Below are 13,102 nucleotides of genomic sequence, written 5' to 3'. Positions count from 1 at the left end.
CACCGTGCTCCTGCGGGAGTGACACCGAGGTCCGCGCGGACTATCGACGTGCGGGCACACACGTGCCAGAGTGGGCGGCCATGGAGATCGTGAACAATTCCCATGTTTCTCGATCGGACCGCGGATGACGGCTGCCGAACCCACCGGTGGCGCCCGGGCCCGGTGGATCGGTGCCGGCTACGCGGCGCAGGGCCTCGGCTACGCCGCGGTGGTGACCGCGCTGCCCATGTTCAAGGAGCGCCAGGGCTTCGACGACGCTCTCGTGTCGGTCATCCTGCTGCTGGTCGTGGTGGCTGCGGCCGGCGGCTCGCTGGTCGCCGACGCGGTCGCCGCCCGGTGGGGCAGCCGCTTCGCCCTGGCCGGCGGGCTGGTGACGATCGGCGTCGCGCTCGGCCTCACCACCTTCCACACCCCCACGGCGTTCTTCGTCGCGGTCCTCATCGCGTACGGCGTGGGCCTGGGCACCGTCGACGCCTCGCTCAGCATGCAGGGTGTCCTGGTCCAGGCGCGGCTGGGCCGCAGCGTGATGAACCGGCTCTTCGCGGCCTACACCGCCGCCGCCTTCATCGCCGCGCTGGGAATGTCGGCCTTCGTCGCCGGCGGGGCCGGGGCCGGCGTGGCGGTGGGCGTCGCCGGCGGGTTCGCCGTCCTGGTGGCGCTGGCCGGCTGGCGGGGGTACGAGCCCGCCCGCACCGTCATGCCCGACCTCACCGGGCACCGCCATCCGCGCGACGGCAGCCGGCGGGTCGTGCTCATCTGCGGCGCGCTGATCTTCACCGCGTTCCTGGCCGACTCGGCCGTCAGCACCTGGAGCTCGGTGTACCTGCACGACTCGCTGCTGGCCGCGGACTCCGTCGCGCCGCTGGGCTATGCGGCGTACCAGGTCGCGGTGCTGATCTCCCGGCTGGTCGGTGACCACGTCGTGCCCCGTACCGGGGTGGTCGCCGCCGCGGGTGCGTCCCTGCTGATCTGTGCGGTCGGCTGCGGGCTGGTCGTCGCCGTCCCGTCGGTCGCCGTGGCCGTCGCCGGTTTCGCCCTCACCGGTCTCGGGGTGGGCGTGCTGGTGCCGCTGGCCTTCAGCGCCGCCGGGCACGCCGTGCCGGGCAACAGCGACGAGGTGATCGCCCGGGTCAATCTGTTCAACTACGGAGGCGCCCTGATCGGCGCGGTCCTGCTCGGATTGCTGTCGGAGCCGGTCGGACTGCGGGTGGCCTTCCTCGTCCCGGTGCTGGGTCTGCTGCTCACCCTGCCCGTGCTCCGGCAGCTGCGGCGGCTCACCGCCGCAGCGCCCGCCCAGGCCCGACCGTGACCGTGCGGCTACGACGTCAGGCCGGCACGAAGCGGACGGCGTCGGCCACGACGTAGCCGGTGGTCGACTCGGTCCGGATCAGCACACTGCCGGCGCTGCCCGCGGCGAACGTGAACGTGCCCAGCGGCACCCACTGCCCGCCGGATACCCGCTGGTCCACGGTCCGGGTCGTGGTGCCGCCGCTGTGCACGACGTCGACCGGCACGTTGCCCGCGCGGTTCTCGTGCGCGGTCCACCGCAGGGAGACGGCGTAGCTCCCGGCGGTGGGCAGGGCCGGGGTGAACCGCAGCCGGTTGACCCCCTTGGCCGTGTTGCCGTCGTGCTCGTAGTCCGGGCCGTAGAAGCCACTGGTCGCGGTGCTGCGGACCCAGGTGCCGGCCCGGGTCACCCCGGACGCGGCGGCGTTGTCCACGATGATTTCGCCGGTGACGGCCGGGGGCCACCGCAGCAGCTGGCCGTCCTGACGCAGCCGGGCCTCCAGCGCGGGATAGCCGACCTGCTGCACCGGCACCGCCGCGTCGATGGCGAGCACCGCCGCGGTCGCCGCCGACTGGGCGAGGATCATGAAGACCGGTTCCATCCGGATCGACCCGTACGCGATGTGGCTCGCCGCCAGGCACACCGGCACCAGCAGATTCGTGCACTGCGCCGGGGCCGGCACGATCGAGCGGTAGCTGATCGGGAAGGGCGCCGGCACGCCGGTCTGCACGTCGCCCTCGTTGCGGACCGCGCCGCCCACGACGACCCGCTGACAGTTGTGCGAATCCATGGTGTAGCTGGCCAGCCCGACCGGATCACCGGCCCGTGCCGACCCGCGGCAGTCCCGTTCGGTCATCACGTAGGCCGAGCGCATCCGCCGCGCCTCGCGGACGTAGAGCTGCGGCGGCCACCCGCCGGAAGCGGTGAACTCGTCGACCGGCAACCCCCAGGACGCCGTCGCGGTGCGGACCGGGGCGGGCAGCCGGGGGTCGTTGGCGAGGAACCACATCAGGCCCTGCTGGTACGTCCGGTGCTCGGCGACGATCGCCTCGCGGGCGGCGTACCCGGCGGTGGGATAGGCGTAGTTGCGCCCGATGAAGTCGGTCGAGACCGCCCCGTTGTTGTTGGAGTCGGTCTTGCCGCCACCGACCCCCTGGGTGGTGAAGAACGGACCGGCGTACCCGGCGTCGATGTACCGCCGGAGCAGCTCGTACTCGGCCGGGTCGTAACCGGCCGGCTTCGGGAACGGGATGCGGCCCGCGTCCCGGGTCAGGCACATCCGGAAGTTGTACGCCTGGACCCGCTCGTCGGCGGTGCCGTTCGGGGCGACCGGGCTCGCCGAGATGCCCGGCAGCAGCCCACTGGCCGGACTGCCGGCGACCACGTACGGATCGACGGGCCGGTCGAACTGGTGCTTGTCGCGCAGCTGGACGCCGTTGATCGTCTCGCCGTACTCGGTGTTCGCCTCCCGGCCGACCGTCCAGCTGACGCCGGCCCGGTCCATCAGGTCACCCTCGTAGCCGGCGTCGACGTACATCAGCCCGCGGAACACCTGACCGTTCTCGGTCGCCAGCTCGGTGATCCGGGAACCCGAGCGGGTCACCGAGCTCAGCCGGGCCCCGAGGTAGACGGGCACCCCGGCCTCGGCGAGCAGGTCGTCCAGCACCGCGCGGGCCACGTGCGGCTCGAAGGTGAAACGGGCCGGGGAGGTGGGGGTGACAGCCGTGCCGTTGTACTTCGCGTACACCCGGCGGTAGAACTCCCCGGCGATGCCGCCGATGGATTCCTTGACGCCGCTGTCGGTGAAGCCCAGCCCGCCGGTGGTCAGGCCGCCGAGGTGGGTGCCCGGCTGGACGACCACGACGGTCCGGCCCATCCGCCGCGCCTGGACCGCCGCGACCAGACCGGCCGCGGTCCCGCCGTAGACCACCAGGTCGGCCTGCACGGCGGCGGCCGCGAGCGCGGGCAGGGCCGGAGCCGCCGCGGTGACCACCAGGGTCGCGCCGCCGATCCGCAGGACGTGACGCCGGCTGAGGTGCACTGACATGGCGGGCGCCTTCCTCGAAGCGGACCCCGTCATCCTCATCAGCCGCGGAGTCCACTGTCAACGGTCGGTGGACCGGCCCGAAAACGCATCGCACGGACCCCGGCGGTGTGTGATCGTGGCGGGATGCCCCAACCGATCCTGCGCACTGAGCGGCTGGTGCTCGTCCCCCTGGCGGACCGGCACCTCGAGCAGGAGGTCGAGCTCGACGCCGACCCGGAGGTGCTGCGTTACATCTTCGGCCGGGCGCGGTCGCGCGAGGAGGTCGTCGCCGCCCACGCCGAGCGGATGGCGCTGGGGCGCAAGGTGGACGGCCTGGGCTACTGGATGGCGTACCGGTCCCCCGGCGAGGACGACTTCGTCGGGCTGATGATGCTGCCGCCCGCGCACGGCCCCGACCAGCCCGACGACCCGGCCGTCGCCGAGCTCGGCTACCGCCTGCTGCGCCGCCACTGGCGGCAGGGCCTGGCCAGTGAGGCGTCGCGGGCGCTGCTGCGGCACGCGTTCGAGACCGTCGGGCAGACCCGGGTGATCGCGCAGACCATGGCGGTGAACACCGGGTCGAGGGGCGTGATGGCCGCCGTCGGCCTGCGCTACGTGCGCACGTACTTCCCGGTCTGGGACGACCCGCTGCCGGGAGCGGACCTCGGCGAGGTCGAGTACGAGATGACCCGGCCGATGTGGGCGCGGCGCAATACCGATTCCGGGTGACACGGGCCGGCTCCCGGCGCCCCTATGCTCGGGAGCAACCGGCCCGGCGGACGGGCCGCCGGGACGAAGGCGGACCCCGTGACGACACCGGTGCTTGACCTGTACGGCGACGAGTTCCGTTCCCGGCCGCACGAGGTGCTCGCGTCCCTGCGCGAGCAGGGCTGGTGGGCCCAGTCTCCGGTGGGCCCGGCCGTGCTGCGCCACGAGCCGGTGCAGACGTTGCTGGGGATGCGTCAGCTGCGGACCCCCGGGGTGGACTTCCTGGCGCTGCAGGGCATCACCGACGGGCCGCTGGTCGAGACGATGCGCAGCTTCCTGCTCAACGCCGACGGCGAGGACCACCAGCGGCTGCGCCGGCTGGTCAGCAAAGCCTTCACGGTACGGCGGGTACGCGATTTCCGTCCCGTGGTGCGGTCCTGCGCCGACGAGCTGATCGCCGCCATGGCCGGCACCGACCGGGCGGACTTCGTGGCCGCCTTCGCCGAGCCGTACAGCCTGCGGATGCTGTGCGCGTTCGTCGGCATCCCGGAGGGCGACAGCGCGCAGGTCAACGGGTGGGCGCACGACGTCGGGCTCATCTTCGGCCTCAGCGTGGCCGAGCACGCCGGGCGCATCGAGGCCGCCGTGCACAGCCTCAACCTGTTCATCGACGAGCTGATCGAGGCGCGCCGCCGGGCTCCGGGCCCGGACCTGCTCAGTGCGCTGATCCTGGCCGAGGAGTCCGGGGAGCTGCTCGACGACGCCGAGCTGCGCGCCATGGTCATCACCATGCTGTCCGCCGGCCAGGGGACCGTGCAGTTCCAGCTGAGCCAGGCGGTCGCCACCTTCCTCGCGTACCCGGAGCAGTGGCGCCTGCTCGCCGACCGGCCGGACCTGGCCGCGAACGCGGCCGAGGAGGTCGTCCGGTTCTGCCCGTCGGCGCTGCTGGGCGTGCCGCGGATCGCCAAGTCCGACGTGGAGCTGCACGGCACGGTGTTCCCGGCGGGGACCTGCCTGCTGCCGATCACCGGATCCGCCAACCGCGACAAAGCCGTGTTCCCCCGCGCCGGCACCTTCGACATCCGCCGTGAGCCCACCGCGCAGCTCACCTTCGGCGGTGGCATCCACTACTGCCTCGGCGCCGCCCTGGCCCGGGTGGAGCTGCAGGAGGCCCTCCCCCGGCTCGCCGCCGGGCTGCGCGAACTGTCGGCCGCCGGCGAGGCGGAATGGCTGGCTCCCACCGAGGCCGTCTACGGCCCGGTGCGCCTGCCGGTGAGCTATCTGGCCGTTCAAACATGACGGATGTCAGCAGTTCTCCCTCACGCATCTCACCCTGACCTGATGACAGCGCTCACTACACCGGCTCCCTCCACCCGCCGAGACTGAGAGGCAAGCAAGCACACGGAGCGGTACGAGGGGAGCCGGGCGATGGACAAGCAGTACGAACGGTTCTGCGTCACCGATCCGCACTTCTACGACTCCCTGACCAGCGCCCGGCCCGAGGCGACCTGGTTCGCCGCGGCCCGGCGCCCGGTGCCGGAGGGCTGGCAGCGCGAGACCCTCGACGACTGGCTGATCTACGGCCCGGCCGGGGGCGAGCTGCCCGAGCAGGGCTGGAAGATCCACATCTCCGCCTGTCTGGACAACGCCGACCGCGTCCTCGACCGGGTCTTCGGCTACTGCCGGGACCGTGGCCTGCCGTTCAAGTTCATCCACGGCCGGGCGGCCCTGCTGATGCGCAACGCCAAGTACGCCCGGCGGGGCACCAGCGGCAAGTTCATCACCGTCTACCCCCGGGACGACGCCGAGCTCGAGGTCGTCTGCAAGGAGCTCAGCGAGCTGCTCGACGGCGAGCCGGGGCCGTACATCCTCAGTGACCTGCGCCTGGGCGACGGACCGGTGCACGTGCGCTACGGCGGTTTCGCGGCCCGTTACTGCGTCGCCGACGGGGTGGTCGAGCCGGCCATCGCCGATCCGTCCGGCACGCTGGTGCCCGACCGGCGTGACCCGGTCTTCCGGACGCCGGAGTGGGTGTCGCTGCCGCCGTTCCTCGGCGCGCATCTGGCCGCCCGCAACGCCACGACCGTGGTCGACCTGCCGTACGCCATCGAGGAGGTCATCCACTTCTCCAACGGTGGCGGCCTCTACCGCGGCACCGACACCCGCACCGGTGAGGCGGTGGTCCTCAAGGAGGCGCGGCCGCACGCCGGGCTCGACGCCGACGGCGTGGACGCCATCGCGCGGCTCACCCGGGAGCAGGAGGCGCTGGAGCGGCTGTCCGACCTCGCGACCGTGCCCCGGGTGCACGACCGGTTCCGCCTCGGCGAGCACGATTTCCTCGCCCTGGCGTACATCGACGCCAAGCCGCTGAACAAGCTGCTGGTCGACCGGTACCCGCTGATCGACGCGGACGCCGGGGCCGAGGAGTATCAGGCGTACAGCCGGTGGGCGCTGCACATCTACCGGCAGATCGAACGGACCATCGACGCCGTCCACGAGCGCGGCCTGGTCTACGGCGACCTGCACCTGTTCAACGTGCTGGTGCGCACCGACGGCCCGGACGCCGACACCGCGGTGCTGATCGACTTCGAGGTCGCCGGCCCGGCGGAGGGCTACCGCCGCCCCGGCCTGCGCAACCAGGGCTTCGCGGCCCCCCGCGGGGTCACCGGGCCCGACGTCGACCGGTACGCCCTGGCCTGCCTGCGGCTCGCCCTGTTCCTGCCGCTGACCGCGATGCTGCGGCTGGCGCCGGAGAAGGCCCGCGACTTCGCCGCCGTGATCGCCGAGCACTTCGACGTGCCGGAGGAGTTCCTGAGCGAGGCGGTCGCCACCATCACCGCCCGGCCCGCCGCCGCGCCGACCGGCCCGCAGATCCGTCCCGACACGTCCGTCCCGGCCATGATGCGCCGGCTCACCGACGCCATCGTGGACAGCGCCACCCCGCAGCGCGACGACCGGCTGTTCCCCGGCGACATCGAGCAGTTCCACTCCGGCGGCCTCAACCTCGCCTACGGCGCCGCCGGCGTGCTGCACGCGCTGGCCGCCACCGGCTCCGGCCCCTTCCCCGGCTTCGAGGACTGGCTGGTCCGGCGGGCGCTGTGCCCGCAGTCCGGCTCCCGGCTCGGCCTCTACGACGGGCTGCACGGCGTGGCCTACGTCCTGCATGAGCTGGACCGCCGCCAGGAGGCCCTCGACGTGGTCGAACGCTGCCTGGGCGAGCAGTGGGAGCAGCTCGGCCCGGACCTGATGAGCGGCCTGGCCGGCGTGGGCCTGAACCTGCTGCACCTGGCCGGCGCCACCGGCGAGACGGCCCTGCACGACGCCGCCCGGCGCGCCACCGAGCTGGTGTCCGAACGCCTGGCAGCGGTCGCCACCGACGACCCGCCGGCCGGTGACCTGGCCGTCAGCGGTGGCCGGCAGCCCCGCGCCGGGCTCACCCACGGCTGGACCGGTCCGGCCCTGCTGTTCCTGCGGATGTACGAGCAGACCGGCGACCCCACGCTGCTCGACCGGGCCGTGACGGCGCTGCGCCAGGATCTGCACCGCTGCGTCGTGCGCCCCGACGGCGCCCTGGAGGTCAACGAGGGCTGGCGCACCATGCCGTACCTCGCCCAGGGCAGCGCCGGCATCGGCATCGTGCTCGACCAGGTCCTCGCCCACCGGGCCGACGAGGGCCTCACCCGGGCCGGCGATGCCATCAGCCTCGCCGCCCGGTCCCCGTTCTACGCCCAGGCCGGCCTGTTCGCCGGACGGGCCGGGATCATCCGTTACCTGGCCGGGCACGACCGTGACGACGACCGGCTGGCCCTGCAGCTCCGCAACCTCACCTGGCACGCCGTGCCGTTCCGCAGCGGGCTCGCCTTCCCCGGCGACCAGTTGCTGCGGCTGTCGATGGACCTGGCCACCGGATCCGCCGGCGTGCTGCTCGCCCTCGGCGCCGCGCAGCACGAACCCGGCGCGGACCTGCCCTTCCTCACCCCGGCCGGCCCCGCCGGCACCCGATGACTTCCGCCCGACCGGGCGGGGAGAACGCAACACCGAGCAAGGAGGAGAACGACCATGGCACTTCTCGACCTGCAGGGAATGGAACTGTCCACCGAGGCGAAGAACTCCGGTGGTGGCGGCGGCGGCAGCCGCGCGAGCCTGCTGCTGTGCGGCGACAGCTCGCTGAGCGTCACGACCTGTAACTGACGAGCAGTCCTGAGCGCGGCCTCGGACCGGGACACCTGACCCGGCTCCGGGGCCGCTCCCGTCGTACCCCTCGAGGAGGCGTGATGTCCGCCCTGACCGGTGACCGGGTGTTCGGCCGGGCCGTCCGGCACGGCGGCCCGTGGGTCGCCGTACTGGCGGTGGCCGCCCTGGCCACGGCCGCGGCGGACCTGCTGCTCCCGGCCGCGCTGGGCGCGGCCGTCGACGCGGCGCTGACCCCCGGGGGCCGGCCGGGCCGCTGGATCGCCGCGGCCGTGGCCCTGATCGTCGTCATCGCCGCCGCGGAGATCGTCACCGGGCTCGCGGCCGGCCTGAGCACCGCCCGCGCCACCGCCCGCCTGCGGCACAGCCTGATCCGGCACGTGTTCGCGCTGGCCCCCGGCGCGGCCCGCCGGCACCCGGCCGGCGACCTGGTCAGCCGCCTGGTGGGCCAGGTGCCCGGCGCCGCCGGGGCCGGCGCGGCCGTCGCCCTGGCCGGTACGGCGCTGGTGCCGCCCCTGGGCAGCCTGGTCGCCCTCACCCTGATCGACCCGTGGCTGGGCGCCACCTTCGTCACCGGCCTGCTGGTGCTGACCCTGCTGCTGCGCACCTACGTCGTCGACACGGCCGACGCGAGCACCCGCTATCAGCGCACCCAGAGCGACATCGCCGACCGGCTGACCGAGGCGCTGACCGGCGCGCGCACGATCGCCGCCGCCGCCACCGTGGAGCCGGAGATCCAGCGGGTGCTGCGGCCCCTGCCCGACCTCAGCCGGCACGGCGCCCGGACCTGGGACGCGATCGGCCGGGCGGCCGCCCAGGGCGTCCTGCTCGCACCCCTGATGCAGCTGGCCGTGGTCGCTGTCGCCGGGCTCGCGCTGAGCGCCGGGCGGCTGACCCCGGGCGCCGTGCTGGCCGCCCTGCAGTACGTCGCCCTCGGCGCCGGGCTCGGCGGGGTGGTCGGCGTGCTGGGCCGGATCGCGCGCAGCCGGGCCGGCTGCCGCCGGACTGCGGAGATCCTGGCCGCGCCGCTCCAGCAGTACGGCGGGCAGGACCTGCCACCCGGCAACGGCCGGCTGGAGCTGCGAGCGGTGACCGTGCACCATTCGGCCGGGGCGGGCCACCCGCCGGTGCTCGACCACGTCGACCTGGTGATCCCGGCCGGTGCCACCGTGGCGGTCGTCGGCCCGTCCGGCGCGGGCAAGTCCACGCTGGCCGCCGTCTGCGGCCGGCTCCTCGACCCGGACGAGGGCGAGGTGCTCCTCGACGGGATGCCGCTGCCCCGGGTACGCCACGACACCCTGCGCCACGCGATCGGGCACGCCTTCGCCCGGCCCGTCCTCGTCGGCGCGACCGTCGGCTCCGCCCTCGCCCTGGGTCCCGGCTGCCCCACCGGCCCCCGCCTGCGCGCCGCCGCCCGGGCCGCCCGCGTGGACACTGTCGTCGAGCGCCTGCCCGACGGCTACGACACCCGCCTCGCCGACACCCCGCTGTCCGGGGGTGAGGTGCAGCGGCTGGGCATCGCCCGCTCGCTGGGGGCGCAACGGCTGCTGGTGCTCGACGACGCCACCTCGAGCCTGGACACCGTCACCGAGTACGAGGTCGGCCGGGCGCTGATCGACGCGGCTGACCGGCGTACCCGTCTGGTCGTCACCCACCGGGCCGCCACCGCCGCCCGGGCCGACCGGGTCGCCTGGCTGGACCACGGCCGGCTCCGCGGCTACGCGGAGCACCGGGCGCTGTGGCAGGAGCCGGGGTACCGGGAGCTGTTCGCCGGAGCGGACCGATGAGATACCTGCTGCGGTTCCTGCGCCGCCACCCCGCCCCGCTGGCCCGGCTCGCCTGGTGGTCGGCCGTCGAGGCCGTGCCCGCCGTGCTGTCCGGCCAGGTCATCGCCCGGGCCGTCGACCGTGGCTTCCTCGCCGGCCACCCGCGGACCGGGCTGGCCTGGCTCGGCCTGCTCGCGGCGGCGGTCATGCTCGGCGCGTGGGGCACCCGCAACACCTACCGCTGCCTGGCCGGTCTGGCCGAGCCGCTGCGCGACGAGCTGGTGACCCACGTCGTCGGTGGGGCGCTGCGACGGGCCGCGAGCGGGGACAACGCCGACCGCTCGGCCGTCGCCCGGCTCACCCACCAGGTGGAGATCGTGCGCGACACCTTCGCCGGCGCGGTCATGACGGTGCGCGGCTTCCTGTTCGCGGTGACCGGAGCGCTGCTGGGTCTGGCCGCGCTGGCGCCACCGATCGCCCTGGCCGTGGCGGTGCCGATGCTGGCCGGCCTGACCCTGTTCGCCGTGACCCTGCCGGCGATGGTGGCCCGGCAGCGCGCGTACGTGGCCGCCGACGAAAGGCTCGCCGACGAGGCGGGGCCGGCGTTCGCGGGCCGGCGCGACGTCGTGGCCTGCGGGGCGGAGAGCCGGGTGGCCGCGGACCTGGCCGTGCCGGTGGACGGCCAGGCCGCGGCGGAACGCTCGGTCGTGCGCATGACGGCCGTCCGCGGGCTCAGTCTCGCCCTGGCCGGCTGGCTACCGGTGGTCATCGTGCTGCTGGCCACGCCGTGGCTGATCCGCGGCGGCCTGACCGCCGGCGCCGTCCTCGGCGCGCTGACCTACCTGCTGCACGGCGTGCAGCCGGCGCTGAACACCCTGATCGGCGGCCTGGGCGGAGGCGGCGTACGGCTCACCGTGACCCTCGACCGCATCCTGCGCGCCGGTGAGCTGCCGCCGCCCGAACCGGCACCGACCGCGGCACGGCCGCCGACCGGCGCGCAGATCAGCCTGCGCAAGGTCACGTTCTCCTACAGCCGGCACGCCGAGCCGGTGGTCCACGACCTCGACCTGGACGTCACCGACGGCGACCACCTGGCGATCGTCGGCCCCAGCGGCATCGGCAAGTCCACCCTGGTGGCGCTGCTCGCGGGCACCCTGCGCCCCCGGCGCGGCGAGGCCACGCTGGGCGGTGTCCCCCTGGCCGACCTGGACGCACGGACCCTGGCCCGGCAGCGCGTGCTCATCCCGCAGGAGGCGTACGTGTTCAGCGGAACGCTGCGGGACAACCTGCGCTACCTGCGCCCCGACGCCGATCCCCGCGAGCTCGACCACGCGGTGGACGCCGTCGGCCTGCGCGCGCTGGTCGAGCGGCTCGGTGGCTACGAGGCGCCGATCACCCCCGACATGATGTCCGCGGGCGAACGGCAACTCGTCGCGCTGGGCCGGGCGTACCTCTCCCCGGCCCGGCTCGTCCTGCTCGACGAGTCGACCTGCCACCTCGACGCGGCCGGCGAGGCCCGCGCCGAGCGGGCCTTCGCCGGCCGCCCCGGCGCCCTGGTGGTCGTCGCCCACCGGGTGAGCTCCGCCGTGCGGGCCCGCCGGATCCTGCTGCTGGACGGCGGCGAGGCGGTCCTGGGCACGGACAGGTCGCTGCGGCTCAGCTCACCGCTGTACCGCGAGATCGCCGGCCACTGGGACATGCCGTCACCGGAACCACCCGGCCTCCTCGGCCAGCCGCACGGCCTCCAACCGGTTGCGCGCGCCGGTCTTGCGGATGATGGCTGAGATGTAGTTACGCACGGTCCCCGGAGTCAGATGCAGCTTCGCGGCGATCTCCTCCGAAGGCACTCCCGACGCGACGACACTGAGCACGTCCAGTTCCCGCGGCGACAGCGGACTGCGGGGTGCGACCACCATGGCCACGGCCAGGCTGGCGTCCATCACCCGTTCACCCCGGGCCAGCCGCCGGATGCCCTGGACCAGTTCGGACGGCGCGGCCTGGGTGCCGACCACGCCCCGGACCCGGGTTTCCAGCGCCCGGCTGAGCCGCCCGGGAGCCTCGGGCCCGGCCAGCACCAGCGTGGCGCAACCGGGCTGCTCCTCGGTGAGCCGGTCGATGGTACGCAACCCGTCGTCGGCCAGCAGATCGACGTTGACGACGGCGACATCCGGAGGAACGGCCCGGGCCATGTCCAGCGCCTCGTCGAGGCAGCCCAGATCGGCGACCACCTCGAAATCCTCCTCCAGCGACAACGTCGCAGCGAGAGCGCCGCGCAGCAGATTGACGGGTTCGACGAGCAGAATGCGGATCACAATGGCCTCCCAGCCAGGGTCAAAGCTTCGCGGTGGGAAACGCCGGCATCCGACACGGCTCGGCCACGGTGGCGGGCGGAGCGCGGATACGAGGGGCCGGCGGGCGGCCGTCACCGGTACGGACCGGTCAGGGCCTGTTTCCTGTCCCCGGAGGGAGTGCGATCAGCTGGGAGGTCCGCTGTAGCGGACGGTCCGCCCGAAGGCGGTGACGTCAGTGGCGAAGGAGAAGCCACCGGTGACGATCTCAGGTCGCCAGGACGACGGGACGGTGCCCATCGTGGGCGAACCGGAACCACCGGCATCCCGGGCCTGGCCCGCGCCGGCGGCATCAACGGGCAGCGGCGGCGGGGCGGGCAGCGGGGTGGTGAGGGGTGCTGCCTGCAGGCTTCCGCGACCGGCCTGGTCGAGGTGGGCTTCAATCCGGGTGGGGATGTCCTGCAGCTTCGGTGAGGGCTGCGGGTTGGAGGCTGTCTGGTGCGGGAGCGGTGCCGGGGTGAGTGGTGGGGCGAGGGTGGGCGCGGCGTTCTGCGGTGGGATCGGGTCGTGGGCCTCGGGCGCTGGGGGCGCGGCGGGCGGGAGGAAGGGGTCGGGGCTCAGGGGTGCGGCGGGCGCCGGTGGGAGCTCGGGGAGGGTGGGCGGCGTTTGCGTTGGCGTTGGCGTTGGCGGCAGGGCAGGCGCCGCGGGGTGAGTGGGCAATGCGGGGAGGACCGGCAGTGTGGGCGGCGCCGGTACTGCAGGTATGGCGGGCAGCGCGGGCAGCGCGGGCAGGACCGGAACCGCGGGCAGCGCGGGCAGCGCGGGCAGCGCGGGC

9 protein-coding genes and 1 pseudogene are annotated in these 13,102 nt (G+C 74.2%); 7 read left to right on the top strand and 3 right to left on the bottom strand.

Translation table 11 applies throughout. The features are described from left to right. Positions 1 to 124 precede the first annotated feature (124 nt). Positions 125 to 1,309: an MFS transporter gene (locus tag Aau02nite_RS04795; RefSeq protein ID WP_212987091.1), complete on the top strand. Its 1,185-nt coding sequence runs from the start codon at positions 125 to 127 to the stop codon at positions 1,307 to 1,309. A gap of 16 nt (positions 1,310 to 1,325) precedes the next feature. Here Aau02nite_RS04795 and Aau02nite_RS04790 read toward each other — a convergent pair whose 3' ends face one another. Then, positions 1,326 to 3,335, bottom strand: a complete 2,010-nt coding sequence (locus Aau02nite_RS04790; RefSeq protein ID WP_212987090.1) for an FAD-dependent oxidoreductase — start codon at positions 3,333 to 3,335, stop codon at positions 1,326 to 1,328. A 123-nt stretch (positions 3,336 to 3,458) separates the two neighbouring features. Between Aau02nite_RS04790 and Aau02nite_RS04785 the strand changes: the two genes are divergently transcribed. The 6 genes from Aau02nite_RS04785 to Aau02nite_RS04760 all read left to right on the top strand — a co-directional run bounded on the left by Aau02nite_RS04785 (position 3,459) and on the right by Aau02nite_RS04760 (position 11,763). Further along, complete coding sequence (locus tag Aau02nite_RS04785; RefSeq protein ID WP_212987089.1) at positions 3,459 to 4,043, top strand: GNAT family N-acetyltransferase; 585 nt, start codon at positions 3,459 to 3,461, stop codon at positions 4,041 to 4,043. A gap of 78 nt (positions 4,044 to 4,121) precedes the next feature. Then, positions 4,122 to 5,321: a cytochrome P450 gene (locus Aau02nite_RS04780; protein ID WP_212987088.1), complete on the top strand. Its 1,200-nt coding sequence runs from the start codon at positions 4,122 to 4,124 to the stop codon at positions 5,319 to 5,321. A 129-nt stretch (positions 5,322 to 5,450) separates the two neighbouring features. Then, positions 5,451 to 8,027 (top strand): class III lanthionine synthetase LanKC, encoded by a 2,577-nt coding sequence (lanKC, locus tag Aau02nite_RS04775; protein WP_212987087.1) that lies wholly within the window; start codon positions 5,451 to 5,453, stop codon positions 8,025 to 8,027. A gap of 54 nt (positions 8,028 to 8,081) precedes the next feature. After that, positions 8,082 to 8,213, top strand: coding sequence for a SapB/AmfS family lanthipeptide (locus tag Aau02nite_RS04770; RefSeq protein WP_212987086.1), 132 nt, complete (start codon positions 8,082 to 8,084; stop codon positions 8,211 to 8,213). An 83-nt stretch (positions 8,214 to 8,296) separates the two neighbouring features. Beyond that, positions 8,297 to 10,000, top strand: coding sequence for an ATP-binding cassette domain-containing protein (locus Aau02nite_RS04765; RefSeq protein WP_212987085.1), 1,704 nt, complete (start codon positions 8,297 to 8,299; stop codon positions 9,998 to 10,000). Then, positions 9,997 to 11,763 carry an ATP-binding cassette domain-containing protein gene (locus Aau02nite_RS04760; protein WP_212987084.1) on the top strand — a complete coding sequence of 589 codons (1,767 nt, stop codon included), beginning with the start codon at positions 9,997 to 9,999 and terminating at the stop codon, positions 11,761 to 11,763. Before Aau02nite_RS04765 ends, Aau02nite_RS04760 begins: the two co-directional genes overlap by 4 nt. On the opposite strand, the gene Aau02nite_RS04755 is transcribed toward Aau02nite_RS04760, so the two are convergent. Next, positions 11,683 to 12,291 (bottom strand): response regulator transcription factor, encoded by a 609-nt coding sequence (locus Aau02nite_RS04755; protein ID WP_212987083.1) that lies wholly within the window; start codon positions 12,289 to 12,291, stop codon positions 11,683 to 11,685. The two genes, Aau02nite_RS04760 and Aau02nite_RS04755, sit on opposite strands and share 81 nt — an antisense overlap. Positions 12,292 to 12,453: 162 nt before the next feature. Beyond that, positions 12,454 to 13,102 (bottom strand): annotated as a pseudogene (locus tag Aau02nite_RS04750) (hypothetical protein); the annotation flags it as partial.

Origin of the sequence: Actinoplanes auranticolor (assembly GCF_018332655.1) — a bacterium.
Taxonomy (GTDB): domain Bacteria; phylum Actinomycetota; class Actinomycetes; order Mycobacteriales; family Micromonosporaceae; genus Actinoplanes; species Actinoplanes auranticolor.
The sequence above is the reverse complement of the archived record's forward strand: the minus strand, read 5'-3'. Positions and strand labels throughout refer to the sequence as shown.

Bases quoted from the DNA above. Each gene is read 5' to 3' on its own strand.
- Aau02nite_RS04795 (WP_212987091.1), top strand. From the start codon at position 125: ATGACGGCTGCCGAACCCACCGGTGGCGCCCGGGCCCGGTGGATCGGT.
- Aau02nite_RS04790 (WP_212987090.1), bottom strand. From the start codon at position 3,335: ATGTCAGTGCACCTCAGCCGGCGTCACGTCCTGCGGATCGGCGGCGCG.
- Aau02nite_RS04785 (WP_212987089.1), top strand. From the start codon at position 3,459: ATGCCCCAACCGATCCTGCGCACTGAGCGGCTGGTGCTCGTCCCCCTG.
- lanKC (WP_212987087.1), top strand. From the start codon at position 5,451: ATGGACAAGCAGTACGAACGGTTCTGCGTCACCGATCCGCACTTCTAC.
- Aau02nite_RS04770 (WP_212987086.1), top strand. From the start codon at position 8,082: ATGGCACTTCTCGACCTGCAGGGAATGGAACTGTCCACCGAGGCGAAG.
- Aau02nite_RS04765 (WP_212987085.1), top strand. From the start codon at position 8,297: ATGTCCGCCCTGACCGGTGACCGGGTGTTCGGCCGGGCCGTCCGGCAC.
- Aau02nite_RS04760 (WP_212987084.1), top strand. From the start codon at position 9,997: ATGAGATACCTGCTGCGGTTCCTGCGCCGCCACCCCGCCCCGCTGGCC.